Annotated in this window: 27 protein-coding genes; 10 read left to right on the forward strand and 17 right to left on the reverse strand. The window is 72.6% G+C overall.

Annotation, left to right across the window (positions count from 1 at the left end; translation table 11 throughout):
* Positions 1-40 precede the first annotated feature (40 nt).
* The 3 genes from ACZ4U4_RS11790 to ACZ4U4_RS11800 all read right to left on the reverse strand — a co-directional run bounded on the left by ACZ4U4_RS11790 (position 41) and on the right by ACZ4U4_RS11800 (position 2,920).
* Complete coding sequence (locus ACZ4U4_RS11790; protein ID WP_467871893.1) at positions 41-640, reverse strand: hypothetical protein; 600 nt, start codon at positions 638-640, stop codon at positions 41-43.
* A gap of 7 nt (positions 641-647) precedes the next feature.
* Complete coding sequence (gene mqnC, locus ACZ4U4_RS11795; protein ID WP_467871896.1) at positions 648-1,847, reverse strand: cyclic dehypoxanthinyl futalosine synthase; 1,200 nt, start codon at positions 1,845-1,847, stop codon at positions 648-650.
* Positions 1,848-2,029: 182 nt separating this feature from the next.
* On the reverse strand, positions 2,030-2,920 hold the full coding sequence (locus ACZ4U4_RS11800; RefSeq protein ID WP_467871898.1) for a menaquinone biosynthetic enzyme MqnA/MqnD family protein: 891 nt from the start codon (positions 2,918-2,920) through the stop codon (positions 2,030-2,032).
* Positions 2,921-3,191: 271 nt separating this feature from the next.
* Here ACZ4U4_RS11800 and ACZ4U4_RS11805 point away from each other — a divergent pair, with 271 nt between their 5' ends.
* A complete protein-coding gene (locus ACZ4U4_RS11805) occupies positions 3,192-3,395 on the forward strand; it encodes a cold-shock protein (RefSeq protein ID WP_003984261.1) in 204 nt (67 codons plus the stop codon).
* 523 nt (positions 3,396-3,918) lie between these two features.
* Here the strand turns inward: ACZ4U4_RS11805 and ACZ4U4_RS11810 are convergent.
* Positions 3,919-4,113 carry a superinfection immunity protein gene (locus ACZ4U4_RS11810; RefSeq protein ID WP_467871902.1) on the reverse strand — a complete coding sequence of 65 codons (195 nt, stop codon included), beginning with the start codon at positions 4,111-4,113 and terminating at the stop codon, positions 3,919-3,921.
* 285 nt (positions 4,114-4,398) lie between these two features.
* Between ACZ4U4_RS11810 and ACZ4U4_RS11815 the strand changes: the two genes are divergently transcribed.
* The gene (locus tag ACZ4U4_RS11815) at positions 4,399-4,749 is read left to right on the forward strand and encodes an SAV_915 family protein (protein WP_467871904.1); all 351 of its coding nucleotides are present in this window, start codon (positions 4,399-4,401) and stop codon (positions 4,747-4,749) included.
* An 11-nt stretch (positions 4,750-4,760) separates the two neighbouring features.
* On the forward strand, positions 4,761-6,095 hold the full coding sequence (gene lysA, locus ACZ4U4_RS11820) for a diaminopimelate decarboxylase (RefSeq protein ID WP_467871907.1): 1,335 nt from the start codon (positions 4,761-4,763) through the stop codon (positions 6,093-6,095).
* A 198-nt stretch (positions 6,096-6,293) separates the two neighbouring features.
* Here lysA and ACZ4U4_RS11825 read toward each other — a convergent pair whose 3' ends face one another.
* Positions 6,294-6,752 (reverse strand): MarR family winged helix-turn-helix transcriptional regulator, encoded by a 459-nt coding sequence (locus ACZ4U4_RS11825; protein WP_467871910.1) that lies wholly within the window; start codon positions 6,750-6,752, stop codon positions 6,294-6,296.
* A 124-nt stretch (positions 6,753-6,876) separates the two neighbouring features.
* On the opposite strand from ACZ4U4_RS11825, the gene ACZ4U4_RS11830 reads away from it, so the two are divergent.
* A complete protein-coding gene (locus ACZ4U4_RS11830) occupies positions 6,877-8,010 on the forward strand; it encodes a questin oxidase family protein (RefSeq protein WP_467871912.1) in 1,134 nt (377 codons plus the stop codon).
* Between the two features lie 13 nt (positions 8,011-8,023).
* On the opposite strand, the gene ACZ4U4_RS11835 is transcribed toward ACZ4U4_RS11830, so the two are convergent.
* The 4 genes from ACZ4U4_RS11835 to ACZ4U4_RS11850 form a co-directional block, all read right to left on the reverse strand.
* Positions 8,024-8,794, reverse strand: coding sequence for a class I SAM-dependent methyltransferase (locus tag ACZ4U4_RS11835; RefSeq protein ID WP_467871914.1), 771 nt, complete (start codon positions 8,792-8,794; stop codon positions 8,024-8,026).
* A gap of 74 nt (positions 8,795-8,868) precedes the next feature.
* Complete coding sequence (locus ACZ4U4_RS11840; RefSeq protein ID WP_467871917.1) at positions 8,869-9,414, reverse strand: CchlQ; 546 nt, start codon at positions 9,412-9,414, stop codon at positions 8,869-8,871.
* Between the two features lie 317 nt (positions 9,415-9,731).
* The gene (locus tag ACZ4U4_RS11845; protein WP_467871920.1) at positions 9,732-11,642 is read right to left on the reverse strand and encodes an AMP-dependent synthetase/ligase; all 1,911 of its coding nucleotides are present in this window, start codon (positions 11,640-11,642) and stop codon (positions 9,732-9,734) included.
* A 501-nt stretch (positions 11,643-12,143) separates the two neighbouring features.
* On the reverse strand, positions 12,144-12,821 hold the full coding sequence (locus tag ACZ4U4_RS11850) for a TetR/AcrR family transcriptional regulator (protein ID WP_467872125.1): 678 nt from the start codon (positions 12,819-12,821) through the stop codon (positions 12,144-12,146).
* Between the two features lie 256 nt (positions 12,822-13,077).
* On the opposite strand from ACZ4U4_RS11850, the gene ACZ4U4_RS11855 reads away from it, so the two are divergent.
* Positions 13,078-13,953: an alpha/beta fold hydrolase gene (locus ACZ4U4_RS11855; RefSeq protein ID WP_467871923.1), complete on the forward strand. Its 876-nt coding sequence runs from the start codon at positions 13,078-13,080 to the stop codon at positions 13,951-13,953.
* A 92-nt stretch (positions 13,954-14,045) separates the two neighbouring features.
* On the opposite strand, the gene ACZ4U4_RS11860 is transcribed toward ACZ4U4_RS11855, so the two are convergent.
* From ACZ4U4_RS11860 to ACZ4U4_RS11875, 4 genes are all read right to left on the reverse strand, one after another.
* The gene (locus tag ACZ4U4_RS11860) at positions 14,046-15,398 is read right to left on the reverse strand and encodes a dicarboxylate/amino acid:cation symporter (RefSeq protein WP_467871926.1); all 1,353 of its coding nucleotides are present in this window, start codon (positions 15,396-15,398) and stop codon (positions 14,046-14,048) included.
* Positions 15,399-15,799: 401 nt separating this feature from the next.
* A complete protein-coding gene (locus tag ACZ4U4_RS11865) occupies positions 15,800-16,090 on the reverse strand; it encodes a DUF4229 domain-containing protein (protein WP_391643600.1) in 291 nt (96 codons plus the stop codon).
* A gap of 171 nt (positions 16,091-16,261) precedes the next feature.
* Positions 16,262-17,425, reverse strand: a complete 1,164-nt coding sequence (mqnE, locus tag ACZ4U4_RS11870; RefSeq protein ID WP_467872129.1) for an aminofutalosine synthase MqnE — start codon at positions 17,423-17,425, stop codon at positions 16,262-16,264.
* A 146-nt stretch (positions 17,426-17,571) separates the two neighbouring features.
* Positions 17,572-18,030, reverse strand: a complete 459-nt coding sequence (locus ACZ4U4_RS11875; protein ID WP_030287666.1) for an Lrp/AsnC family transcriptional regulator — start codon at positions 18,028-18,030, stop codon at positions 17,572-17,574.
* A 123-nt stretch (positions 18,031-18,153) separates the two neighbouring features.
* Here ACZ4U4_RS11875 and ACZ4U4_RS11880 point away from each other — a divergent pair, with 123 nt between their 5' ends.
* Entirely contained in the window at positions 18,154-18,282 is a 129-nt protein-coding gene (locus ACZ4U4_RS11880; RefSeq protein ID WP_281180012.1) for a hypothetical protein, read from the forward strand.
* 55 nt (positions 18,283-18,337) lie between these two features.
* Here the strand turns inward: ACZ4U4_RS11880 and ACZ4U4_RS11885 are convergent, their stop codons facing one another.
* Positions 18,338-19,078, reverse strand: a complete 741-nt coding sequence (locus ACZ4U4_RS11885) for a UbiX family flavin prenyltransferase (RefSeq protein WP_467871931.1) — start codon at positions 19,076-19,078, stop codon at positions 18,338-18,340.
* A 125-nt stretch (positions 19,079-19,203) separates the two neighbouring features.
* On the opposite strand from ACZ4U4_RS11885, the gene ACZ4U4_RS11890 reads away from it, so the two are divergent.
* Both ACZ4U4_RS11890 and ACZ4U4_RS11895 read left to right on the forward strand, forming a co-directional pair.
* Positions 19,204-19,761 carry a rhomboid family intramembrane serine protease gene (locus ACZ4U4_RS11890; protein ID WP_467872131.1) on the forward strand — a complete coding sequence of 186 codons (558 nt, stop codon included), beginning with the start codon at positions 19,204-19,206 and terminating at the stop codon, positions 19,759-19,761.
* 66 nt (positions 19,762-19,827) lie between these two features.
* Positions 19,828-20,430, forward strand: a complete 603-nt coding sequence (locus ACZ4U4_RS11895) for a DUF4870 domain-containing protein (RefSeq protein ID WP_467871934.1) — start codon at positions 19,828-19,830, stop codon at positions 20,428-20,430.
* Positions 20,431-20,524: 94 nt separating this feature from the next.
* Here ACZ4U4_RS11895 and mqnP read toward each other — a convergent pair whose 3' ends face one another.
* Together mqnP and ACZ4U4_RS11905 are read right to left on the reverse strand one after the other, a co-directional pair.
* The gene (mqnP, locus tag ACZ4U4_RS11900; protein WP_467871936.1) at positions 20,525-21,457 is read right to left on the reverse strand and encodes a menaquinone biosynthesis prenyltransferase MqnP; all 933 of its coding nucleotides are present in this window, start codon (positions 21,455-21,457) and stop codon (positions 20,525-20,527) included.
* Positions 21,454-22,911: a menaquinone biosynthesis decarboxylase gene (locus ACZ4U4_RS11905; RefSeq protein ID WP_467871939.1), complete on the reverse strand. Its 1,458-nt coding sequence runs from the start codon at positions 22,909-22,911 to the stop codon at positions 21,454-21,456. Before ACZ4U4_RS11905 ends, mqnP begins: the two co-directional genes overlap by 4 nt.
* Before the next feature lie 88 nt (positions 22,912-22,999).
* Here ACZ4U4_RS11905 and ACZ4U4_RS11910 point away from each other — a divergent pair, with 88 nt between their 5' ends.
* A complete protein-coding gene (locus tag ACZ4U4_RS11910; protein ID WP_467871942.1) occupies positions 23,000-23,419 on the forward strand; it encodes a PLD nuclease N-terminal domain-containing protein in 420 nt (139 codons plus the stop codon).
* 147 nt (positions 23,420-23,566) lie between these two features.
* Positions 23,567-24,004, forward strand: coding sequence for a nucleoside deaminase (locus tag ACZ4U4_RS11915; RefSeq protein WP_467872133.1), 438 nt, complete (start codon positions 23,567-23,569; stop codon positions 24,002-24,004).
* A gap of 24 nt (positions 24,005-24,028) precedes the next feature.
* On the opposite strand, the gene ACZ4U4_RS11920 is transcribed toward ACZ4U4_RS11915, so the two are convergent.
* A complete protein-coding gene (locus ACZ4U4_RS11920; protein WP_467871945.1) occupies positions 24,029-24,427 on the reverse strand; it encodes a GNAT family N-acetyltransferase in 399 nt (132 codons plus the stop codon).
* Positions 24,428-24,499 lie beyond the last annotated feature (72 nt).

Genomic DNA, 24,499 nt, shown 5'->3' on the forward strand with positions numbered 1-24,499 from the left:
CACCGGGACGGAAGGGACGCCGGGCCGGGCACCGCGGCGGTCAGCGGCGGCGGTGCACCAGCCGCCCGTCGATGACCGTGGCGACGCAGGTGGCGGCCCCGAGCCGGACCAGGGCGGCCCGGTCCGGCACGTCGAACACCGCGAACCGGGCGGGCCCGCCCGCCGTCAGCGGCGGCAGCAGGACCAGCGGGGACGGCGAGAAGGACGCCGGGCCCGGCAGATTCTCCGGGCGCTGCCCGACCGCGAGATGGGCCCGGCGCACCGCGTCCACGACGGCCCGGTGGCGCAGCTCCCCGGCGACGGCGACGGTGCCGTGCGCCAGCATCCGCTGCACCCCGCGCCGGGCGCTGGCACCGCGCCGCGCCGGGTCGGCCCGGAAGAGTGCCTGGGCGCGCTCCCCGGTGATCGGTTCGGTACCGAACTCACCGGCCTCGCGCGGGTCCGGGTGGTAGGCGCCTTCGAGCAACTCGGGCGCGTACGGGTTGAGCAGCCCCGGGGTGAGGATGCCGGGCCACCGCCGCACCCGCGCGGCGGGGCGGGCGGCGGCCAGCTCCTCGTACGGGCCGACGGCGGCGACGGATGCGCCGTCGACCAGCACCGCGGTCTGCGGGGAGGACTCGGCGACGTGCAGGGTCAGCACCGCGCGCTCAGTTCGCCTCGACGAGCTTCAGCTCGGGGTGCGCCGTGCCGCCCTCGATCGCGGTGGAGGAGATGTGCGAGGCGACGCGCTCGTCGACCGGGTCGTTCGCCGGGTCGTCGTGGACGGCGAGGTGCTCGTACGTGGTGGCGCGCTGCGCGGGGACGCGGCCCGCCTTGCGGATCAGGTCGATGATCTCCTGGCGGTTGGAGCGGTGCTTGGCACCGGCGGAGGAGACGACGTTCTCCTCCAGCATGATCGAACCGAGGTCGTCGGCGCCGTAGTGCAGCGACAGCTGGCCGATCTCCTTGCCGGTGGTCAGCCAGGAGCCCTGGATGTGGGCGACGTTGTCGAGGAAGATCCGCGCGATGGCGATCATCCGCAGGTACTCGAAGAGCGTCGCCTGCGTCCGGCCCTTCAGGTGGTTGTTCTCCGGCTGGTAGGTGTACGGGATGAAGGCGCGGAAGCCGCCCGTACGGTCCTGGACGTCGCGGATCATCCGCAGGTGCTCGATCCGCTCGGCGTTGGTCTCGCCGGTGCCCATCAGCATGGTGGAGGTGGACTCCACGCCCAGGTTGTGGGCGATCTCCATGATCTCCAGCCAGCGCTCGCCGGACTCCTTCAGCGGCGCGATGGCCTTGCGGGGCCGCTCCGGCAGCAGCTCGGCACCGGCGCCGGCGAACGAGTCGAGGCCGGCGGCGTGGATCCGGCGGATCGCCTCGTCGACCGAGACCTTGGAGATGCGGGCCATGTGCTCGATCTCGGAGGCGCCCAGCGAGTGGATGACCAGCTGCGGGTACGCCTTCTTGATCGCGGAGAAGTGCTCCTCGTAGTACTCGACGCCGTAGTCCGGGTGGTGGCCGCCCTGGAACATGATCTGGGTGCCGCCCAGCTCGACGGTCTCCGCGCAGCGGCGCAGGATGTCGTCGAGGTCGCGGGTCCAGCCCTTCTTGGTGTCCTTCGGCGCCGCGTAGAACGCGCAGAACTTGCAGGCTGTCACGCAGACGTTGGTGTAGTTGATGTTCCGCTCGATGATGTACGTCGCGATGTGCTCGGTGCCGGCGTAGCGGCGGCGGCGTACGGCGTCGGCGGCCCGGCCGAGGGCGTGCAGCGGCGCGGAACGGTAGAGGTCGAGCGCCTCCTCCGGCGTGATGCGGCCGCCCTCGGCGGCGCGGTCGAGTACGGACTGGAGGTCGGCGTTCTCGGTCACCGGAGCGTCCCTTTCGGAGGGGTATTGACGGACCGGCCCAGCCTACGCCAGGGGTCCGCGGCGGCCCGGGGGCCTCCCGCCGGGCGGGCGGCGGGAGGCGGGCCGGGCGGCGGACGTCAGGGCCGCGCGGCGCCGACGTCAGGGGCGCGCGGCGGTACGGCGCGCGCCGGTGGCCCGGCCGGTCAGCGGCCCAGGAGGTCCACCGCCACATCGGCGGGGAAACCGGTGGTCGGCCCGACCCGGCGGGCGAACTCGGTGACACCGCGCAGCTGGTCCGGGCCGAAGCGGAAGTCCAGCGTCGTGAAGTACTTCTCCAGGACCGACTCGTCGAAGGACTCCCAGCGGGCGGCCTGCTCGGCGACCTTGGTGACCTCCTCCAGCGACACGTCCCGGGAGGCGAGGAACGCCTCGTGGACCTTCTCCACGACCTCCGGCTCGCGCGCCAGGTAGTCGCGGCGGGTGGCCCAGACGGCGAAGACGAACGGCAGGCCCGTCCAGTCCTTCCACATCTGCCCCAGGTCGTGGACCTGGAGGCCGAGCCGGGGCCCGTCGTGGAGGTTGGCGCGGAGCGCGGCGTCCCCGATCAGGACGGCGGCGTCCGCCTCCTGCATCATCAGGCCCAGGTCCGGCGGGCAGGTGAAGTAGTCCGGCTTGACGCCGATCCGCTCGGCGAGGAGCAGCTGCGCCAGCCGCACCGAGGTGCGCGACGTCGACCCGAGGGCCACCCGGGCGCCGTCCAGCTGGTCCAGCGGCTTCTGCGAGACGATCACGCAGGACATCACCGGGCCGTCGCAGCCGACCGCGAGGTCGGGGAAGGCCACGAGGTCGTCGGCGGCGCGCAGGAACTCCACGAGGGTGACCGGAGCGATGTCCAGCTCCCCGCGGACCAGCTGCTCGCTGAGCTTCTCCGGGGTGTCCTTGGTCAGCTCCAGATCCAGCAGCGTGCCCGTACGGGCCAGGCCCCAATAAAGGGGCAGGCAGTTCAGGAACTGGATGTGGCCCACCCGCGGCCGGCTGCGACGGGCCTCGGCAGCGGCTTCGGCGGGGGCGTCTCCAAAGGTTGAATTGTCCACATGCGGAGGCTAGACCCGTGGGTCGGGAACGGGCACGGCGGGGGCGCATATGGCTCGCCGGGCGCCGGATGGGTGCTGCTGACCCCTTCGGGTAAACGTGATCTTTGGCTCTTCCACCGCACGAGCGCACCATGCTACGCTCAGCGCAAGTTGCAGTTTGGTTTCCCTTGCAGTACAGAGCCTGCGGAGCATGTGACCCGCAGGCTTTTGTCGTTTTCAGACTTGTTTGCAGGTTCTGGAGCAGGGCAACCCTTTGGCCCAAGGAGGGCTTATGGCTACCGGAACCGTCAAGTGGTTCAACGCTGAAAAGGGCTTCGGCTTCATCGCCCAGGACGGCGGCGGCCCGGATGTCTTCGTCCACTACTCCGCGATCAACGCCTCTGGTTTCCGCTCCCTGGAGGAGAACCAGCAGGTGAACTTCGACGTCACGCAGGGCCCGAAGGGCCCGCAGGCGGAGAACGTCACCCCGGTCTGAGCACCTGGGTCGGCCGGTAACGGCCATTGGTAGGAGTTCTCAAGAGCAGTACCCAAGGAGCCCCGCGCCGCCACTTCGGCGGAGAGTGGGGCTCCTGCTTTTTCTGCTTTCCCGGGTTCCCCGCGCTCCGCCACCGGATTTCCGATTCCCTCGCCGAAGCCGCGACATACGGCGCGCAAACCGGGCATGCACCGGATGGAAACACCAAGGGAAACCGGCGCGGAAACGGATCTGCGGCCGACGGCCCGACGGCAGAGGATTTCCTGACTCCCGAGTCAGTCGACGCGCGTGTCCGCCGGAATTCCGGTGAGTTCCCGGGCCCTGTTCCGCGGGAAGCCGAATCTTCCGGGCGGAGCGCTCCGCCGCACTTCTTCCCCCGGGCCTTTCCGTAAAGGTTCCGTCATGGTTCCCGGCGCCCCATGTCCGCGACCGGGCACCGGACGGGCCACGCGTCAGGGCGCCCCGGGGCGGAGCCGTCACACGCCCCGCCCGGCACCGGCGCCCCGCTCACGCCGTCACCCCGTCACGCCGCCTGCTGCTGCACGGCGGGCTTCCGGGTCGCCAGGATGAGGGCGATCACCCAGCCCACGAGCGAGCCGCCGAGCAGCACGTTGATCGCCAGCACCAACCAGCGGTTCTCGACCTTGCGGTGGAACGCCACGTACGTCGGGATCAGGAAGATCACCAACGCCACCACCGCGAGCACAACGGCCAGCAAGGGCCCTACGTCACCGAACACCTTGTACACCACTCTTCCCGCTCGCTGACCTGCTCTTGACGTGAGCACACCGTACCGGCCGGGTGTTAACACCCGCTTCCACGAAGCGCACCCGACGACACCCCGCCGCCCCCCCCCCCCGTCAGCGATCCGCAAGGGCCGGGCCGTCCACCATCAAGGAGGCGTCAGGGCAGGACCGTTGGCCGCCGCGCCCGGGGATACGTTCGGTGCGCCCCGGCGGCCTCCCCGCGTCCGGGGCCACCCGACACCTCGGAGGACCGACGCATGTGCCTGCACTCGTACGACGACGACGCCGAGCCGCACGAACCGTCCCCGGCCGGACTGCTCTGCGTACCCGTCCGGCCGGGAGCCACCGGGCCCGCACTCCGCCTCTTCCGCACCCCGCTCGGTGCCCGGACCGCCGTCGGCTTCACCAGCCCCGGCCGGCTGGCCGCCACCCTCGGCGGAGCACAGCCCTGGATCCGGCTGTCCGAGGCCGCGCTGCGCGCCCTCGCCGCCCCGTCCGGCGCCCCGCGGCTGACCGTCGACCCGACGTTCACCGCCCCCCGCGCCACCCCGCCCACCCGCGCGAGCGTCCCGCCGCAGCCCGTCCGCCGCGCCGCCCGGACCGTCTGAGAGGCGCCGCCATGACCACCGCGGCCCTCCCCGTCCTCCCCGCCGACGCCGACGACCTCTCCGTCTGGCCGTCCACCACCACCCGCCTGCCCGACGGCGACCTCGCCGTCGGCGGCGTCCCCCTCACCGAGGCCGCCCGCCGCTTCGACACCCCCGTCTACGTCCTCGACGAGACGGAGGTCCGGGCCCGCTGCCGCACCTACCGCGACGCGTTCCCCGACGCCGACGTCCACTACGCCGCCAAGGCGTTCCTCTGCCGCGCCCTGGTCCGCTGGATCGACGAGGAAGGGCTCGGCCTGGATGTCTGCTCGGCCGGCGAGCTGGAACTCGCCGTCGCCGCCGGTTTCGACCCGCGCCGCATCCTGCTGCACGGCAACGCCAAATCCCCCCGCGACCTCGACAGCGCGCTGCGGCTCGGCGTCGGCCGGATCGTCATCGACAACCCGTCCGAGATCGCCCGCCTCGCCGCCCTCGTCGGCCCCAGGGGCCACCAGAAGGTGATGGTGCGGGTCGTCCCCGGCATCTCCGCCGGCGGCCACGAGAAGATCCGTACGGGCACCGACGGCCAGAAGTTCGGCCTCTCCCTCACCGACGGCTCCGCGCAGCACGCCATCGCCCGCATCCTCGGCCAGCCCCAGCTCGAACTGACCGGCCTGCACTGCCACATCGGCTCCCAGATCACCTCCGTCCGGCCCTACCTCGCGGCGCTGCGCCGCGTCGTCGGCCTGATGGCCCGGGTCCGTGACACCCATGGCGTGGCCCTGCCGGAGCTGGACATGGGCGGCGGCCACGGCATCGCCTACCGCCCCGGCGCCCCCGCGCTCGACCTGACCACGCTGGCCCGGCGGCTCCGTGCCGAACTCGTCGAGAGCTGCGCGGTCGCCGGACTGACCGTGCCCCGCCTGCTCATCGAACCGGGCCGCGCCGTCGCCGGACCCGCGGGCGTCGCGCTCTACCGCGTCCTCGCCGTCAAGGACACCGGCGGCCGGGCCTTCGTCGCCGTCGACGGCGGGATGAGCGACAACCCGCGCCCGGCGCTGTACGGCGTGCGGTACGCGCCCCGGCTGGTCGGGCGCCGCCCCGAGGCCGCCGTACGGCCCACCACGGTCGTCGGACGGCACTGCGAGGCGGGCGACATCCTCGCCGCCGGCGTCCCGCTGCCCGCCGACATCCACCCCGGCGACCTGCTGGCCGTCCCCGTCGCCGGGGCGTACCAGCTGTCGATGGCCTCCGGATACAACCTGGTGGGCCGGCCCCCGGTGGCCGCGGTCCGCGACGGCGAGGCCCGGCTGCTGGTGCGACGGGAGTGCCTGGAGGATGTGCAGCGGAGGGATGTGGGGGTGTAGCGGGGGCCCGTACGGGGGCGGGGCGAGGGGCCCTTACGGGGTGAGGGGGTGGGGCGGGGTGGGGGTGCGGGATGTCCCGTAGGGGGTGGGTGGGCCCCCGGGCTGATCCCTGCCCGGCGGGGAGTTGAGGTACGGCGGACGGGACCCCGAGATCTCCCTGATCCCTCTCCCCACTCTGCCGGTTCTCCCCCTAACCCCCTAGCTCTCCCTGATCTCCCGCACCCATCCCGTCAACCCCGCCAGGAATCCTGCGCGTTCCTCGGGGGTGAGTCCGTCGAGGGCGCGCAGGAGGGGTTCGGAGCGGCGGGCGACGAACGTTTCGAGGGCCGGGCGGTAGGCGTCGGCGAGCGCGACCAGGATGCGGCGGCGGTTGGCCGGGTCCTCCGTGCGGGTGACCATCCCGGCGCGGTTGAGGGCGCCGACCAGTTCGCTCGCGGTCGGCAGGGACACCTGGAGCCGCCGCGCGATCTCGCCGACGGTCAGCGGGCCGCCGGACAGCAGCTGCGGCAGGACCGCGCCGTGCCGGGCGGTCAGCCCGTGCGCCGCCATCGTCTCCCGCATCTTCTCCGGCATGAGGTCGGCGACGGCGCCGGCCCGGAAGAACGGCGCCAACAGCGGTACGAGACCGATGACTTCGAGTTCCGCGGGGTCCGGCACCCGGGGACTCTTCCCCGGCTCGTGCGTATGAGGCATACTCCGATCCTAGACGCTTCGGATATCCAAACTATTCAGGAATCCGAATGAAGTTGCCTCGCACTCCACCACCCAGAACGGGGAGACCATGCCGTCGACCGGATACCGCGATGCCCTCAACGACGCCCTGGAGCGGATGGACGACCTCGGCTACGAGCGCGGGCAGGGCGTCGACCTCGCCAGCCACGGCCCCATGGGCGCCGAGGCGCTCGCCGCACTCGGCCACGAGGACGACGTCGCCCGCTGGGTCGGCCGCTACCGCAGCGCCCTCGACCACCACGCCCCGCCTGCCGCCCGCTTCCCCCTCGACCCCGCCGACCCGTCGTCCTGGCGCCCCGCCCTCGGCGCCTTCGACCGGGCCGGCGACTGGGAAGCCCTCTTCACCCGGGAACTCACCGACGCCCCCTGGCGCGACGTCCTCGTCCGCTGGTGGCCGCGGCTGCTCCCCGGCCTGTTCGCGGGCCTGACGCACGGCCTGATCCGCACCGCCCACGCCGTCCGCGGCCTCCACGCGGCCGGCGCCGACGCCACCCGCCTCCAGCTCACCGAACTCGCCCGCGGCCTCGCCTACTGGGCCGCCCGCTACACCGAACTCCCCGGCGTGCCCCACCTGCACGGCACCTTCACCCTCCCGTCCGCCGTCGCCGCGCTCCCCCGCGACCCGCGGAACGGCGGCCTCACCCCGGACGTCGTCCGCCACCGCCTCGATGCCCTCACCGACCACCCCGGCTACCACGAGAGCCTGGACCGCCTCGCCCCCGAGCACGCACCGCGCCTGCTCGGCGACATGACACTCCAGTTCGCCGACGTCTACCTCGGCCACCCCGAGGTCCCACCCGTCCCCCTCATCCACGGCGTCACCGCCCCCGCCGCCGTCCGCCTCGTCCTGCCCCACCTCCCGTACGAGCTGTACGAACCGACGCTGGCCCGGCTCTGGCAGGTCCACACCGCGTTCCTGCTGGCGTTCACCACCGACCGGCGCGGCGAGGGCACGGACGCCTGGCGCGACGAGGTCCCCGACCTGCCGCCCCTCGCCGACCAGGCCGGACGCGCCGCCGATCACGGCGACGAACACGTCATCAAGTTCACCGAGGCGTGCCTGCGCGAGTACGCGCTCCGCCCCGACCCCCGCTACCGCGCCGCCATCCACGCCGCCCAGCAGCGCATTCCCCGCCTCGACGCGGGCGGCGCGGTCGGCGCCGTGGCCCGCCGCGCGATCTGAGACGGGCCGGCCCTCACCGCTCCCCCGCCACCAGCACATCCACCACGTACCGCTCCTCCACCACCCCACCGGGGAATTCCACCTCCAACCGCTCGCGCTCCGCGTCGAGAAAAGCGCGGCGCGCGGCCGGTTCGAGGACGAGGAGGGCCGAGCGGCTGCCGATGTTGGCGAGGTGGGTGCCGAGCGGCACGGCCCGGCCCCAGGGGAGCAGCCGCCGCGCGACGCGCAGACCCGCGAGGCCCGCCAGCCGGGTCGCCGTCGCGTCGTCGGGCCGGGTCGCGGACCGCGGTGCCACCCCGCAGTGGCGGGCGATCCGCTCGTGCTGCGCGTGCAGCCACGGCACGTCGAAGGCGGTGGTGTTCCACCAGACCGCCAACGCCCCGCCTCCGCGCAGCACCCGCCGCGACTCCGGTACGGAACGCGCGGTGTCGGTCCACTGCCAGGACTGCGCATACGTGACGAGATCGCAGGAGGCATCCGCGAGCGGCAGCGCGTTGCCGTCGCCCCGGACCAGCGGTACGTCCGGCAGAGCCCGGCGCAGCTCCGCCGCCATCGCCGCCCCCGGCTCCACCGCGATCACCTCGGCGCCGCGCTCCCGCAGCACCGCGGTCGCGATCCCGGTGCCCGCCCCGACATCGGCGACCCGGACGCCCGCCAGGGGGCGACCCAGGCGCTCCGCCACGAAGTCGAACAGCGCGGGCGGATACGAGGGCCTGCTCACCGCGTAGTGGACGGCATCCGCGTCGAACACCCGGGCACGCGCACCGTCGCTCACCTCGTTCATCGCCCCAGCATCACCTGGCGACCGGCGGCGCGGGGCCGAAACGTCCGTACGACGCCCGTACGACGCCCGCCCGTTCACACCCCCGCCGCGGCCACCTCCCGGCACCTCGGGCACCGGTCCGTACCGTCCCACCGGCCCCAGCCGAAATCGGCGGGCGCGAGCGGCTGACCCTCCAACTCTTCGCGTACGGCGACGCGGTAGGCCCACACCGCGCCGATGTAGGGGTGATGGGCGTCGTGGAAGGCGGCCGAGTCCGTCCCCGCGCCGCCCGACACCGCGCGCTGAAGCGCCCGCAGCCGCTCGAACATCGCCTGCCCGGCCCCGGCCACCCCGGTGGTCGCCTCCAGGAACAGCCGCTCCCGCGCCTCGTAGATCCCCGCCTCGCTCAGCGCCGCCCGCCCGGCCGCCTCCAGATCGGCGGCCCCGGGCTCCTTGGCGAGCGCCCGCAACCGCGTATGGCACGCCTCCGCCGCCGTGATGAACTCCAGATACACGCCCCGCCGCCGCTCCCCGGTCCCCCGATCGGCCTCGTACCGATGCCGCAACCGATCGGCGAGCACGGTCCCCGCCATCGCCAACGCCCCACCACTGACCGCCCCCGCGAGCGTTCCCCAGTCCATGCCGTTCCCCGTCCTAGGCACCGCCCCCCGGGCCCCCCAGGCACGCCCCCGACCTCGGGTTTCGTGCCCTCCGGCCGCTACGGAAAGCCCCGTGCCACCTCCCCCACAGAAGTGACACGGGGTTCCAGTCTGACGCGCCGCGCGCCGTGGCTCCATAGGGGGTGGCGGGTTTCTTACGGAAGAGTCAGGTCGCGTGGGTCACTCCGGGTGGCTCGCGCGGGTCGCCCGATCGGAGCGGACGGGGCGCGCCCGGGCCGTACGGGGGCCACGCAGAGGCCGTACGGGGGGCGTACGGCCGCGCCGCGCATCCCGCGGGGTCACTCCGGCCCCGGCCCCGCCTCGTACAGCTCCTCGATCCGGTCGGCGAAGTGCTGCGTCACCGCCGACCGGCGGAGCTTGTGGGACGGCGTCAGGTGGCCGGATCGCTCGGTGAACTCCACGGGGAGGATCGCGAAGCGTCGGATCGACTCCGGGCGGGAGACGAGGCGGTTGGCGTCGTCGACGGCGCGCTGGAGGGCGGCGCGGAGGTCCGGGTCGTCGACCAAGGCGGCGAGCGGGGCGTCCGCCTTCCGCGTGCGGCGGCGCCAGTGGGCCAGGGCTTCGGGGTCCAGGGTGAGGAGGGCGGTGACGTAGGGGCGGTTGTCGCCGGTGACCAGGCAGTGGGCGATCAGGGGGTGCGCCCGGACGCGGTCCTCCAGGGGCGCCGGGGCGACCCGCTTGCCGCCGGTGGTCACGATCATGTCCGTCTTGCGGCCGGTGAGGGTGAGGTGGCCGTCCGGGTCCAGGGTGCCGAGGTCGCCGGTGGCGAACCAGCCGTCGGTGGTGGCGGGGACGGCCGCGGCGCGGGACGCCTCCCAGTAACCGGCGAAGATCTGGCCGCCGCGCAGCAGCACCTCGCCGTCGTCCGCGATGCGTACGGCACTGCCGGGCAGCGGCTGTCCGACCGTGCCGGGGTGCGGCCGCAGCGGCGGGGTGGCGGTCGCGGCGCCGCAGGTCTCGGCCAGGCCGTACCCCTCCAGGATCTCGACGCCGGCACCGGCGCAGAAGTGCGCGAGGTCGCGGTCGAGCGGGGAGCCGCCGCAGATCACCTGGCGGACGCGGCCGCCCAGGGTGTCGCGGAAGGGGCGGTAGGCCACCGGCTCGTAGAGGCGGCGGGCGGCTTTCAGGCCGGGACCCGGCCCTTTTCCGGTGCCCAGGTCGCGGGCGGCGACGGCCTCCCCGTAGGCGCGGGCGACGCGGACCCCGCGGTCGAAGGCGGCGGCCCGGCCCGCGGTCTCGGCGGCGGAGCGTGCGGTGCGGCAGACCTTCTCCAGGACGTACGGGATGGCGTAGAGGAAGGTCGGGCGGAAGTGCGCCAGGTCGGCGAGGAGGTCTGCGGTGCGGAGGCTGGGCGCGTGGCCGAGGCGCACCCGGGCGCGCAGGCAGACGAGCGCGGCCATCCTGCCGAAGACGTGGGAGAGCGGGAGGAAGAGGAGGGTGGACGCCGGTTCGGCGCCGTCGGGGCGGAGGACGGGGCCCAGCAGCGCCGCCGCGTTGTCGATCTCGGCGTGGACGTTGCCGTGGGTCAGCGCACAGCCCTTGGGGCGACCGGTGGTGCCGGAGGTGTAGACGAGGGTGGCGAGGTCCGACAGGCCGGTGGCGGCGCGCCGCTCGTCCACCATCGCGTCGGGCACCTCCCGTCCGGCGGCGACGAGTTGGGCGACGGCACCGGTGTCGAACTGCCACAGGTGGACGAGGCCGGGCAGTCCGCCGCGGACGCCGGTGATCAGCCGGGTCTCCGTGACGCCCTCCACCACGCAGGCGGCGGCCCCGGAGTCGTACAGGATCCACGCCACCTGGTGGGCGGAGGCGGTGGGGTGCACGGGGACGGTGATCAGTCCGGCGGCCCAGGCGGCGCAGTCGATGAGGGTCCACTCGTAGGTGGTGCGGGCCATGAGGGCCAGCCGGTCGCCGCGGCGCAGCCCGTGGGCGATCAGGCCCTTGGCGACGGCCCGGACCTCGTCCGCGAACGCCGCGCAGGTCAGGTCGGTCCAGCCGCCGTCGGCCTGCCGCCGGGCCAGCGCGACCGCCCCGGGCGCCTGGGCGGCGTTGACGAACGGCAGGTCACCCAGGCAGCCGCGGGCGAGCGGCGCCACCAGCGGGGGCACCGCGACCTCGCGGACGGTGCCGTCGTGGACCGTCAGCGCGGGCGCGGCGGGCGGGGGCGGAGCGGAATCCTGGCTGAACACGAGCGGCTCCTCGTCGGTGGTGGAGTCGCCGCCGGGCACGGACGAACCCGACGGCGGCGGCCACCACCGCGTACGCGGGGACGGACGCGGGATGTGGCCGGGTGCGCTGCGTGGGGAGGGGGTGGGGGTACGGGGAGCGGGCGGTCGGGTGGAGCGGAGGGTGCCTGCGTGGAGCCCGTTCGGCTCACGCGGGAGGGCGGTCGGCTGACTCCAACTCCCCGGTACTGCAAGGCAGTTGATGAGGTCGGCGCCGGTATCGACACAGCCCCCGGGCAGCATCGCACCGATCACCCGCTCGCCGACCGGACGGTAACCTTACTTCTCGGTAAATTTACGTGAGGTCGACGCGTTGGCCAATGCCTGGTGACCGCCTTCGTGTACGGAGATGCGTCGGACCTCCGGCGGATCCCCCGCCGGGCGGGCGACTCTTCAACTCCACGCACGCGACGGGGAGCCGAACCACCGGCACCCCTGCCGCCCCACGCCCCCTACGGGCGCCCCTCAGCCGTCAGCGCCCGGCCGCTCCGCGACCTCGGCCCCGGCTCCGGCCTCGCCTCCGGCCCCCCACCGCTCCCCCGCCATCATCCGACGCAGCCCGGTCCAGGCGAAGTTCATCAACGTGGCGGCCGTCCGCTCCGCCGCCACCTGCGGGTCCACCGGGGATGCGCCGTCCGAACCGGCACCCTCCGGCGGGACGTTGGCCCACTCGGCCAGCGATTCCGCCGCGCCGACCAGCGCATGGGCGAGGCCGGCCACCTCGCGCGCGGGCAGTTCGGCGGTGCACTCCGACTCGCGGGCCGCGGCGCCGATCAGGTCGGTCACGAAGTCGACGAGACCGGCGCGCATCGCGGCCACCTCGTGCGCGAACGGCTCGCCCTGGGTGCGCGCCTGCTGGTGGAGCACCGCCCAGCTGTCGGGGTGCGCCGCGGTGTGCGCGAAGAAGCCGGTCAGCCCGCTCCACAGCTGGCGGTCGGCGGGTGCGTGCGGTTCGACCGCCGCCGTCACCGCGGCGGTCAGCGCCGCCGCCTCCCGCCGGATGACGGCGCTGAACAGCGCTTCCTTGGAGTGCAGATAGAGGTAGACGAGCGGTTTGGAGACGCCGGCCAGCTCCGCGATGCCGTCCATCGAGGCGGCGCGGTAGCCGTGCCGGGCGAAGGTGATCACCGCCGCGTCCAACATCTGCTGCTCGCGGACCGCACGCGGCACCCGCTTCCCCTTCACCGCACCCACGCCGAACGCCCTTCCGTCCCACCCCTCGACCGCACCGAAGTTTACGATCTTCGGCTCGCACACCCATTCCCTTGACGTCGCCTCCACTAAACGAGACGATACGTCTCGTTGCGAAGCGAGACGCCGCGTCTCGCCTGGTGCCGCCGCACCCTGCCCTGCGGACGGGCCCGCACGCCCCTTCCCGTAACCGACCCGGAGGTCCCCCATGCAGCAGTACGTCGAAGCCGCCCCCGGCATCCGCCTGTGGACCGAGCAGCGCGGCCCGGCCGACGCGCCGCCGCTGCTGCTGGTCATGGGCGCGCAGGCGTCCGGCATCGGCTGGCCCGAGCCGTTCGTCGACGCGCTCGCCGAGCACCATCGCGTGATCCGCTACGACCATCGCGACACCGGCCGCTCCACCTGGGCGTACGACACCGATCCCTATCCGATCTCCGTCCTCGCCGAGGACGTCGTCGCCGTGCTCGACGGGCTGGGCATCGCCCGCGCCCACCTCGCCGGGCTCTCCCTCGGCGGGATGCTGAGCCAGCTCGTCCTCGCCGACCACCCCGAGCGGGTCAGCTCCGCCACCCTGATGGGCACCAACGCGCTCAGCACCCGCCCGTACACCGCACCGGACGGCACCGAGACGCCCGTGGAGGAGTTGCCGGGCATCGCGCCGGAGGTCCTGGAGTTCTGGGCGCGGCCGGTCGAGGACCTGGGCGAGGCGGCCGAACTGGACCGGCGCGTCGAACACTGGCGGCTGCTCGCCGGCGGGCAGCTCCCCTTCGACCCGGAGTGGTACCGCGACCTGGAGCGGCGGATCATCGCGCACACCGGGACGTACACCCCGCCGAGCGCCCACTCCCGCGCCGACCCCGACGGGCTGCTGCGCACCGGGGAACTGGCTGCCAACCGCGTCCCGGTGCAGGTCATCGTGGCCCCGGAGGAGCCGGTGTTCCCGCCGCCGCATCCGCAGCACCTCGCGCAGTGCCTCAACGCCGTGCGGATCACGGAGATCGCGGGGATGGGCCATGCGCTGCCGCCGGCCGTCCAGGGGCCGCTCGTGGCGGCGCTTCTGGAGCACACCGGAGCGACCGGCTGAGCGTGCGGACATGACGGCGCCCCCGAAACCGTGGGGTTCCGGGGGCGCCGTCGTGTGCGCGGGCCGGGGGACGGACGGCCTGCGCGGGCGGGTCAGCTCACGGCGGCCGCGGCGGGCACCGGGGCGGGCTGCTCGGCGACGACGTCCACCACGTCCGCCTCCAGCGTGCTCCCGTGTGCGGTGGCGTACGCCTCGCGGTCGAGGATCTTCTCCTTGGCGGCGACGATGATCGGGATCGCCGACTGGCCCGCGACGTTGGTGGCGGTGCGCATCATATCGACGATCGGGTCGATCGCCATCAGCAGGCCGACGCCCTCCAGGGGCAGGCCCAGGGTGGACAGCGTCAGGGTCAGCATGACCGTCGCGCCGGTCAGACCGGCGGTGGCCGCCGAGCCGATGACGGAGACGAAGGCGATCAGGACGTAGTCGCCGATGCCCAGCGGCACATCGAAGATCTGGGCGATGAAGATCGCGGCGATGGCGGGGTAGATGGAGGCGCAGCCGTCCATCTTGGTGGTCGAGCCGAACGGCACCGCGAAGGACGCGTACTCCTTGGGCACACCGAGGCGCTCGGTGACCTTCTGGGTGACCGGCATGGTGCCGACCGAGGAGCGGGAGACGAAGGCCAGCTGGATCGCGGGCCAGGCGCCCTTGAAGAACTGGAGCGGGTTGACCTTGGCGACCGTCGAGAGCAGCAGCGGGTAGACGCCGAAGAGGACCAGGGCGCAGCCGACGTAGATGTCGACGGTGAACGTCGCGTACTTGCCGATGAGGTTCCAGCCGTACGTCGCGATGGCGTTGCCGATGAGGCCGACGGTGCCGATCGGGGCGAGGCGGATGACCCACCACAGGGTCTTCTGGAGCAGCTCCAGGGCGGAGCGGCTGATCTTGAGGACCGGTTCGGCCTTCTCGCCCAGCTGGAGGGCGGCGATACCGGCGACGGCGGCCATGAAGACGATCTGCATGACCTTGAGCTCGGTGAACGGCGTGATGACGTCCGTCGGGACGATGCCGGTCAGGAAGTCGATCCAGGAGCCGGCGTGCTCGGGCGCCTGGCCGTCCTTCGGCGTCAGGCCGGTGCCGGCGCCGGGGTGGGTCAGCAGCCCGATCGCGAGGCCGATGGCGACCGCGATCAGCGAGGTGACCATGAACCACAGCAGGGTGCGGGTGGCGAGCCGGGCGGCGTTGTTGACCTGCCGCAGGTTGGTGATCGACACCAGGATCGCGAAGAAGACCAGCGGCGCGACGGCGAGCTTCAGCAGCTGCACGAAGAGGTCGCCGATGTGCCCCAGCGTCGAGGTCAGCCAGGCGACGTCACCGCTCTTGGCGACCCAGCCGAGCAGGACGCCGAGGACCAGACCGCCCAGGATCTGGGCCCAGAACGGGATCTTCGGTATGCGGGACTTGGGCGCCACGGGCGCGGAGGTCTCGGAGGACGTGGACAACGGACACACTCCTGGGACAGGTCAGGCGTCGGTGAAAAGTGAAGGTGGGGGGCGTCAGGCCGCCCGGAGGTCCGTACGCGGATCTCCGGCCGCTCGGAGAGGTCAGCGGCGGCAACAGGCCGCGGAGACACAGCGGCAAAGATCGACGTGCAGGCGCGCCACGAGCCGGAGGCCCGGCGGGGACGTGTGCGCGGCTGCTGTCTTCATGTCGATTACGTTAACACTCAAGCTTTGAGGAACCCAAAGAAAATCTTTGGTCTCAGCGCCCACGGAACCGGTCACACATACCGAACGCCCCGCCACGGAAAGGAAATTCCGGGGCGGGGCGTCCAAGGCGGTGTGGTGCGGGTGTGAGGTGTCCGACACCCGTGGCGGACGGGCCGGGGCGCGGCCCGGCGGCGTCAGAGGAGGCCGTCCTCCTGGCTGCGGTTGGCGGCCAGTCGCTCGCGCTGCCGGTCGACCTTGTCGACGATCTGCACGGACATCGCGTCCCGCTGCTTGCGCAGCAGCACCAGGCTGAGCGGCGCGGAGACCACGATGGCGACCAGCAGCAGCCAGATCACCTGCGAACCCTTGGTCGCGAGCGGGATGACCCCGAGCCAGGCGAGCCCCCACGCCACCACGAAGCAGGCGAGGAAGAGGCCGAGGCGAAGCGCGGTGTAGCGGAGTGTGGCGTACTTGGGGCTGCTCACGGTGCGGAACCTTCTTCTCAACGGCAACCAAAGGGTCGCCAACCAGTCAAGCACAGCGCCAGGGGCGATCTTCCGTGGCCCCGGCGGCCGTTGCCGCACCCCGGGGCGGACGCCGCTGACCACGGAGAACGCCCCCCGGCCGGGGCCGGGGGGCGTTGTCGGTGAACGGCGTCAGACGCGCATCGCCTGCGGCGTCTCACGGCGGTCCGGGTCCGGGCCCGGGTACTCGCGGATCGCCTCGTAGCGGGTGTTGCGCTCGACGGGGCGGAAGCCGGCGTCGCGGATCAGGTCGAGAAGGTCCTCACGGGTCAGCTTGTTGGGCGTGCCGTAGTTGTCCGCGTCGTGCGTGATCTTGTACTCGACGACCGAGCCGTCCATGTCGTCCGCACCGTGCTGGAGCGCGAGCTGGGTGGTCTGGAGGCCGTGCATCACCCAGAAGCACTTGACGTGCGGGACGTTGTCGAAGAGCAGCCGGGAGACGGCGAAGGTCTTCAGCGCCTCGGCGCCGGTGGCCATCGTCGTCCGCGCCTGGAGCTTGTTACGGACCTTGCCGTCCTGCATGTCGACGAAGTCGTGCTGGTAGCGCAGCGGGATGAAGACCTGGAAGCCGCCGGTCTCGTCCTGGAGTTCGCGCAGCCGCAGCACGTGGTCGACGCGGTGGCGCGGCTCCTCGATGTGGCCGTAGAGCATCGTGCACGGGGTCTTCAGACCCTTCTCGTGCGCGAGGCGGTGGATGCGCGACCAGTCCTCCCAGTGGGTGCGGTGGTCGACGATGTGCTGCCGGACCTCCCAGTCGAAGATCTCCGCGCCGCCGCCGGTCAGCGACTCCAGACCCGCCTCGATCAGCTCGTCGAGGATCTCGGAGGCGGAGAGGCCGGAGATGGTCTCGAAGTGGTGGATCTCGGTGGCGGTGAACGCCTTCAGCGAGACGTTCGGCAGCGCCTTCTTCAGCTCGCTGAGGGAGCGCGGGTAGTAGCGCCACGGCAGGTTCGGGTGGAGCCCGTTGACGATGTGCAGCTCGGTGAGATTGTCGTTCTCCATCGCCTTGGCGAGGCGGACGGCCTCCTCGATGCGCATGGTGTACGCGTCCTTCTCGCCCGGCTTGCGCTGGAACGAGCAGTAGGCGCACGACGCGGTGCACACGTTCGTCATGTTGAGGTGGCGGTTGACGTTGAAGTGGACGACGTCGCCGTTCTTACGGGTGCGCACCTCGTGGGCGAGCCCGCCCAGCCATGCCAGATCGTCGGACTCGTAGAGGGCGATGCCGTCCTCGCGGGTCAGCCGCTCACCGGCGTGGACCTTCGCCTCCAGCTCGCGCTTGAGCCCCGCATCCATCGACGCAGCCATCCGGTCGCCTCCCAGTCCCTGCCGTGTCCGTTCCTGCCCCGTTCCGGCCCCAGGGGCCGAGCCGGACCGAGCCTACTCCCCCGCGCGCGAGGCGGACGGGGGCCCCTGACGGGCCCCCGCCCTCCCCGCGTCTGCTACGCGGGCTCCTCGGGCAGCTCGCCGACGCGGTTCTCCCACTTGGTGGAGAGCACGATCGTGGTGCGCGTACGGGAGACGCCCTTGGTGCCGGAGAGCCGCCGGATCGTGGTCTCCAGGCCGTCGACGTCGCCGACGCGGACCTTGAGCATGTAGGAGTCGTCCCCGGCGATGAACCAGCAGTCCTCGATCTCCTCCAGGTCGCGCAGCCGCTGGGCGACGTCCTCGTGGTCGGCGGCGTCCGAGAGGGAGATGCCGACCAGCGCGGTGACGCCGAGCCCGAGGGACTTGGCGTCGATCGTCGCGCGGTAGCCGGTGATCACTCCGGCCGCCTCCAGACGGTTGATGCGGTCCGTGACGCTGGGCCCGGAGAGGCCGACGAGCCGGCCCAGCTCCGCGTACGAGGCCCGCCCGTTTTCGCGAAGTGCCTGGATGAGCTGCCTATCCACCGCGTCCATGCCCTCTAGCCTTCCAATCTTTATGAATTTTCGAGTCCTGCATGTAGAATCTAAGGCACACAGGGCCCGATGTCCTGCGATTCTCTAAAATGATCAACGACGATCTTCACAGGAGCTGTCACCGTGTACTCGATCGAGATGGCCTACGCCCGCATGCGCGAGCTGCAGGACCGGGCCAATCGTTCCCGTGCTCACCAGCCCGCCGCCCCGCGGGCCCGGCGCCGTACGCTGCGCGCCGCCAAGAAGCGCTGATCCGCGCCCCGCGGACGCCGCGCCACCGGCCGGACCGACCCCCGCGGACCACCACTCACCGACGGGCACCGGGGCCCTCCTCACGGGAGGCCCGCCCCAGTTCCCCCTCCCAGCGCCGGTACAGGCCGTGCGGCACACCCGCCGCATCGAGCACCCGGCCGGCGACGAAATCCACCAGATCCTGGATGTGCGTCGCCCCCGCGTAGAACGCCGGAGAGGCGGGCAGCACCACGGCGCCCGCCTCGTCCAGCGCCACCAGCTGCTTCAGCGTCGGTCCGCTCAGCGGGGTCTCCCGCACCGCGACCACCAGCGGCCGCCGCTCCTTGAGCGTCACGCTCGCCGTCCGCTGCAGCAGATCCTTCGAGAGCCCGAGCGCCACCCCGGCGACGCACGCCGTGCTCGCCGGGACGATCAACATCCCCTTCGCCGGATACGAACCCGACGACGGGCCCGCGGCCAGATCCCCGGCCGGCCAGCACCGCACCTCCGCCAGATCCGCCTCGATCACCGGGAACGTCTCCGGCCCGCCGTCGGCGCCGCGCGTCAGCCACTTCCGCAGGTCCGCCTTCCAGTGCGCGTCACGGAAGGCGATGCCGGTCTCGTCCAGCAGCGTCAGCCGGGACGCCCGGCTCACCACCAGATCCACCGCCTCCCCCGCGGCGAGCAATGCGCGTAGCACCGAGGCGGCGAACGGTGTGCCGGAGGCGCCGGAGACCCCGACGACCCACGGGCGGCGCGGGCCGGGAGCCGGCTCCGGGGCGCCGGATGAACTGGTGTCGCTGGGCGTGAACTCCACGACATCGACCCTATCCGGCGGAACCACCGGCCCCGTCACGGCCGTTCTCCCCCAAGACCCCCGCCGCCCGGGCGGGCGCACCGAGGAGGCCGGACGTGAGCCGAGCGAAGCCCGCGCTCTTCCTGATGCTGGGCTGGACCGCCCTCCTGTGGGTCCTGGAGATCGCCGACACCGTCAGCGGCCACGCCCTCGACACCTTCGGGATCCGGCCGCGGGAGCTGTCCGAGCTGACCGACATCGTGCCCGCCGCCTTCATCCACTTCGGCTTCGACCACCTCGCCGCCAACACCCTGCCGCTCTTCGTCCTCGGCTTCCTCGCCGCACTCCGCCTCGGCGTCCGCCGCTTCCTGTGGGTCGTCGCGCTGATCACCGTCGTCAGCGGACTCGGCGTCTGGCTGACGGCCTTTCCGCACAGCAACACCGCGGGCGCCTCCGGCGTCATCTTCGGCATCCTCGGCTTCCTCCTCGTCCGTGGCTTCACCGACCGCTCGCTGCCCGACGTCCTCATCGGACTCGGCGTGCTGGTCGTCTACGGCTCGCTGCTGTGGGGCGTGCTGCCCGGCGCCGGGGACGTCAGCTGGCAGGGCCACCTCTTCGGACTGGCCGGCGGGGTGCTCGCCGCGTTCGCGCTGCGCGCGCTGCCGCAGCGCACCGCCCGTCCCGCTGTCGGACCCGTCCCGTAATCTCTCGGTAAAGGCAGAGCGCCGGGCGGGGACGACCGTCCGGCCGCAGTTCGACGGGGTGAGCAGATGTCCGACCAGCAGCCCGGTTACGGCTACGGCCCGCAGGGCCAGCCGCAGCAGCCCTACGGCGCCCAGGGATGGCAGCAGCAGTCCGCCCCGCCCGGCGGCTACGGCTACCCCTCCGCCGGGCCGTACCCGAACCCGGGATACGCCCCGCCACCGCCGTCGGCGCCGTCCCACTCCACCGCGATGTGGGCGCATCTGAGCGCACTGCTGACGGTCACCGCCGGATCGGCGATCTGCTGCGGGATCGGCGCGTTCCTCGGCTGGATCGGCCCGATGTCGATGCGCAACGACGCCCGCAACAAGAACGACCCGTACCTGCGCCACCACACCACCGAGGCGCTGAACTTCGGCCTCACCCAGGCGATCATGGCCGTCATCGGCACCGTGCTCTACTTCAGCACGATGATCGTCTACGGCATGGTGGCCACCCCGGAGCAGCTCGAATCCTCCGGGCTCGCCATCCCGATGCTGACGGTCGTCGTGATGATGGCCGGCTACGGCCTCAGCAGCATCGTCTGCGCGATCCTCGCCACCGTGAAGGCCAACCGCGGCGACTGGTGGACCTACCCCCGCCTGATCGCCTGGCCGATGCTCAAGCCGTGAGCCGCCCGCCCCACCGGTGACGGCGGGGCGCCGGACACACGTACGGCCCGGAGCCGAAAAGCTCCGGGCCGTACGCCGTGTCGGTCCCGTTCCGTCACACCGTCAGACCGCGGACCACCAGATCCGCCAGGGCGCAGACGAAGAGCGCGATGCCGATGAAGCTGTTGACGCTGAAGAACGCGCGGTTCAGGCGCGACAGATCGTGCGGCCGGACGATCGTGTGCTCGTAGACGAAGGCACCGGCGACGATCACCAGGCCGATCCAGAAGAACACCCCGGCGCCGGTGGCCAGCGCGTACCAGACCAGCAGCGCGGTGGTGACGGCGTGGCAGGCGCGGGCGCCGTGCAGCGCCGCCGGGATGCCGAAGCGGGCGGGGACGGACTTCACGCCGTGCGCCCGGTCGGCCTGCACGTCCTGGCAGGCGAAGATCAGGTCGAAGCCGCCGATCCACACGCCGACCGCCAGGCCCAGGATGACCGCGTCCCACGACCAGCTGCCGGTGATCGCCAGCCAGGCGCCGATCGGCCCTATGGCCTGCGCCAGCCCGAGGATCGCGTGCGGGAAGTTGGTGAACCGCTTGCCGTACGGATAGACCACCATCGGCACCACCGCCACCGGCGCCAGCACCAGGCACAGCGGGTTGAGCAGCGCCGCGGCGCCCAGGAAGACGACGACGGCGATCAGCGCGCCGGTCCACGCCGAGCGGACCGACACCGCGCCGGTCACCAGCTCACGGCCGGCGGTGCGCGGATTCCGGGCGTCGATCTCGCGGTCGATGATGCGGTTGGCGGCCATCGCGAACGTCCGCAGCCCGACCATCGCCACCGTCACCAGCAGCAGCCGGCCCCAGTGGATGTTCCGGTCCCACTCGTACATCGCGGTCAGCGACGCGATGTAGGCGAAGGGCAGCGCGAAGACCGAGTGCTCGATCATGACCAGGCGCAGGAAGGCCCTGGTCCGGCCGGGGCGCGGGGGCGCGGCGGGCGCCTGCGCGCCGCCGGTGCCGGGGAGGGCTTCGCTGCTCACAGGCCGTACTCCTTCCACCGGCGGTCGACCAGCGCCGCCGTCCGGGCGTCCGACTCGACCATGTCCGGCCAGCCGCCGTCGCGGGTGTAGCCCTCCTCGGGCCACTTCTTCGTCGCGTCGATACCCGCCTTGCCGCCCCAGAACTGCTGGTAGGAGGCGTGGTCGAGGTGGTCGACCGGGCCCTCGACGACGGTCAGGTCGCGGGCGTAGTCGGTGTTGCCCAGCGCCCGCCAGGAGACCTCGTGGAGGTTGTGGACGTCGCAGTCGGCGTCGACGACGACGATCAGCTTGGTCAGCGACATCATGTGGGCGCCCCAGATGGCGTGCATGACCTTCTGCGCGTGCTTGGGGTACTTCTTGTCGATCGAGACGATCGCGCAGTTGTGGAAGCCGCCGGACTCCGGCAGGTGGTAGTCGACGATGTCCGGGACGATGATCTTCAGCAGCGGGAGGAAGAAGCGTTCCGTCGCCCGGCCCAGCGGTCCGTCCTCCGTCGGCGGGCGGCCCACCACGATCGACTGGAGCAGCGGCCGCTTCCGCATCGTCACGCAGTCGATCGTCAGTGCCGGGAACGGCTCCTGCGGCGTGTAGAAGCCCGTGTGGTCGCCGAACGGGCCCTCCGGCAGCATCTCGCCGGGCTCCAGCCAGCCCTCGATGACGACCTCCGCCTGCGCCGGGACCTGGAGCGGGACGGTCTTGCAGTCGACCATCTCGATCCGCTTGCCCTGGAGGAACCCGGCGAAGAGGTACTCGTCGATGTCGCCGGGGAGCGGCGCGGTCGACGCGTACGTGACGGCCGGGGGGCAGCCGAAGGCGATGGCGACCGGCAGCTTCTCGCCGCGGCGGGCGGCGACCTGGTAGTGGTTCCGGCTGTCCTTGTGGATCTGCCAGTGCATCCCGATGGTGCGCTTGTCGTGACGCTGGAGACGGTAGAGACCGAGGTTACGGATGCCGGTCTCGGGGTCCTTGGTGTGCGTCAGGCCCAGGTTGAAGAAGGAGCCGCCGTCCTTCGGCCAGGTGAAGAGCGCCGGGAGCGCGTCCAGATCGACGTCCTCGCCGCGGAGCACGACCTCCTGGACGGGCGCGTCGTCGCCCTTGACCTTCTTCGGCGGGACGTGCGTCATCCCCGCGAGCTTGCCGAACGCCTCGCGCATCCCGACGAAGCCCTGCGGCAGCTCGGGCCGGAGCAGACCGCCGATCTTGTCGCTGATGTCGCCGTACGACGTCAGGCCGAGGGCCTTCAGCAGGCGGCGGTCGGTGCCGTAGACGTTCATGGCCAGCGGCATCGCCGCGCCCTTGACGTTCTCGAAGAGGAGCGCGGGGCCGCCCGCCTTCTGGACCCGGTCAACGATCTCGCCGACCTCCAGATGGGGGTCGACCTCGGCCTTGATGCGCTTGAGGTCGCCCTCCCGGTCGAGCGCGCGCAGAAACGAGCGAAGATCGTCATAAGCCATACGTCCCAGTATCGGGTACGCACTACCCTGGACAGGTCACCGGGCCCCGGAGCGGGCCCGCCGCCGCGTCCAGGGGGCCGCTTCCACCATGCTCAGGTATCTGCCGTTCCTTCTGATCCTGGCACTGTGGATCTACGCCTTCATCGACTGCGTGAACACCCCCGAGTCGCAGATCCGCGGCCTGCCCAAGGTCATCTGGGTGCTCATCATCCTGCTCTTCGGCGAGGTGCTGGTCGGGCCGATCGCCTGGCTCGTCGCGGGCAAGGTCCGCGAGACCGCCGGCGGCGGCGCGCCGCGCGGGCGCGCCACCTGGGTGGCCCCCGACGACAACCCCGAGTTCCTCGACTCCCTCAAGGACGGGAACAAGAAGGACGCTCACGAGCGGGACGAGGCGCTGCTCAAGGACTGGGAGGCCGATCTGCGCCGCCGCGAGGAGGAGCTGCGCCGCCGCGACGACGACGGCACTCCGAACGGCCCCGGCCAGACCCCGCCGCCGTCGAAGGACTGACACCCTTACGGCATGGACGACACCTCGGAGTCCGGCCGTACGGAATGGGCGCGCGACCGTGACGCGCTGATGCGCGACGGCACGGCCGACCACCCCGCCCCCGCACTGCCGGGCGACCCGCGCCACCTCCAGGAGCAGGCCCGGACGATGCTGGCGACCGCGCTGGCCGAGGCGCGCGCCGGGCGGGACGAGGGCGGCGTGCCGATCGGCGCGGCGCTCTACGGGCCCGACGGCACGCTCTGGGGACGCGGCCGCAACCGCCGCGTCCAGGACGGCGATCCGTCCGCCCACGCCGAGACCGCCGCCTTCCGCGCGGCCGGCCGCCGCCCCGGCTACCGCGGCACCACGATGGTCACCACCCTCTCGCCGTGCTGGTACTGCAGCGGTCTGGTGCGGCAGTTCGGCATCTCCCGGCTCGTCGTCGGCGAGGCCCGCACCTTCCACGGCGGCCACGACTGGCTGGCCCGCCACGGCGTCCGCATCGTGGTCCTGGACGACCCGGAGTGCCTGGCGCTGATGCAGGAGTTCACCCGCTCCCGGCCGGAGCTGTGGCGGGAGGACATCGGGGGCACGGGGGCGGAGTGAGCGCGGCGGCCCGGCGGGGCCTGCTCAGCGCAGAGCGAGGAGCCCCGCTTCCGTGGGCCGGAAGCCGCAGGCGCCGGTGTAGAAGGGGCGCAGCCGCTCCTCGAAGTCGACGTGGAGCCAATCGCAGTGCGCGGCGCGGGCGCCCCGGGCGGCGGCGGCCACCAGCGCGGTGCCGACGCCGGCCGCGCGCACGTCCCGGGCGACCATCGTGTCGAGGAGGAAGGCGTGGACGCCGCCGTCCCAGGCGACATTGACGAACCCGACCAGCCGCCCCGCCCGCTGCGCGCAGACCCAGCCGAGGCTGTGGCGGTGCAGCCGCGTATGCCAGTCGGTGGCCGTCGGGGCGTGGCCGAACGCCTCCGCGTGCAGGGCCTCGACGGCCACGTTGGCGACGTCGTCGCGCCATGCGTAAGTGATCGTCATGGGGCGCAGGGTAGGGCGGGCGACGGCCGGCCGGGCCCGTTCCCCGGGGCCGGCCGCTCCGCGTCCGTTCTC

The organism is Streptomyces sp. NPDC029159 (assembly GCF_055564055.1).

What these genes read in the sequence shown, in the direction of transcription:
- ACZ4U4_RS11915 (WP_467872133.1), top strand. Translation starts at nt 23,567, where the DNA reads ATGCTGGCGACCGCGCTGGCCGAGGCGCGCGCCGGGCGGGACGAGGGC.
- ACZ4U4_RS11890 (WP_467872131.1), top strand. Translation starts at nt 19,204, where the DNA reads ATGCTGGGCTGGACCGCCCTCCTGTGGGTCCTGGAGATCGCCGACACC.
- ACZ4U4_RS11850 (WP_467872125.1), bottom strand. Translation starts at nt 12,821, where the DNA reads ATGTTGGACGCGGCGGTGATCACCTTCGCCCGGCACGGCTACCGCGCC.
- ACZ4U4_RS11835 (WP_467871914.1), bottom strand. Translation starts at nt 8,794, where the DNA reads ATGAACGAGGTGAGCGACGGTGCGCGTGCCCGGGTGTTCGACGCGGAT.
- ACZ4U4_RS11805 (WP_003984261.1), top strand. Translation starts at nt 3,192, where the DNA reads ATGGCTACCGGAACCGTCAAGTGGTTCAACGCTGAAAAGGGCTTCGGC.
- ACZ4U4_RS11815 (WP_467871904.1), top strand. Translation starts at nt 4,399, where the DNA reads ATGTGCCTGCACTCGTACGACGACGACGCCGAGCCGCACGAACCGTCC.
- mqnE (WP_467872129.1), bottom strand. Translation starts at nt 17,425, where the DNA reads ATGGATGCGGGGCTCAAGCGCGAGCTGGAGGCGAAGGTCCACGCCGGT.
- ACZ4U4_RS11895 (WP_467871934.1), top strand. Translation starts at nt 19,828, where the DNA reads ATGTCCGACCAGCAGCCCGGTTACGGCTACGGCCCGCAGGGCCAGCCG.
- ACZ4U4_RS11875 (WP_030287666.1), bottom strand. Translation starts at nt 18,030, where the DNA reads ATGGACGCGGTGGATAGGCAGCTCATCCAGGCACTTCGCGAAAACGGG.
- ACZ4U4_RS11855 (WP_467871923.1), top strand. Translation starts at nt 13,078, where the DNA reads ATGCAGCAGTACGTCGAAGCCGCCCCCGGCATCCGCCTGTGGACCGAG.
- ACZ4U4_RS11905 (WP_467871939.1), bottom strand. Translation starts at nt 22,911, where the DNA reads ATGGCTTATGACGATCTTCGCTCGTTTCTGCGCGCGCTCGACCGGGAG.
- ACZ4U4_RS11920 (WP_467871945.1), bottom strand. Translation starts at nt 24,427, where the DNA reads ATGACGATCACTTACGCATGGCGCGACGACGTCGCCAACGTGGCCGTC.
- lysA (WP_467871907.1), top strand. Translation starts at nt 4,761, where the DNA reads ATGACCACCGCGGCCCTCCCCGTCCTCCCCGCCGACGCCGACGACCTC.
- ACZ4U4_RS11910 (WP_467871942.1), top strand. Translation starts at nt 23,000, where the DNA reads ATGCTCAGGTATCTGCCGTTCCTTCTGATCCTGGCACTGTGGATCTAC.
- ACZ4U4_RS11840 (WP_467871917.1), bottom strand. Translation starts at nt 9,414, where the DNA reads ATGGACTGGGGAACGCTCGCGGGGGCGGTCAGTGGTGGGGCGTTGGCG.
- ACZ4U4_RS11830 (WP_467871912.1), top strand. Translation starts at nt 6,877, where the DNA reads ATGCCGTCGACCGGATACCGCGATGCCCTCAACGACGCCCTGGAGCGG.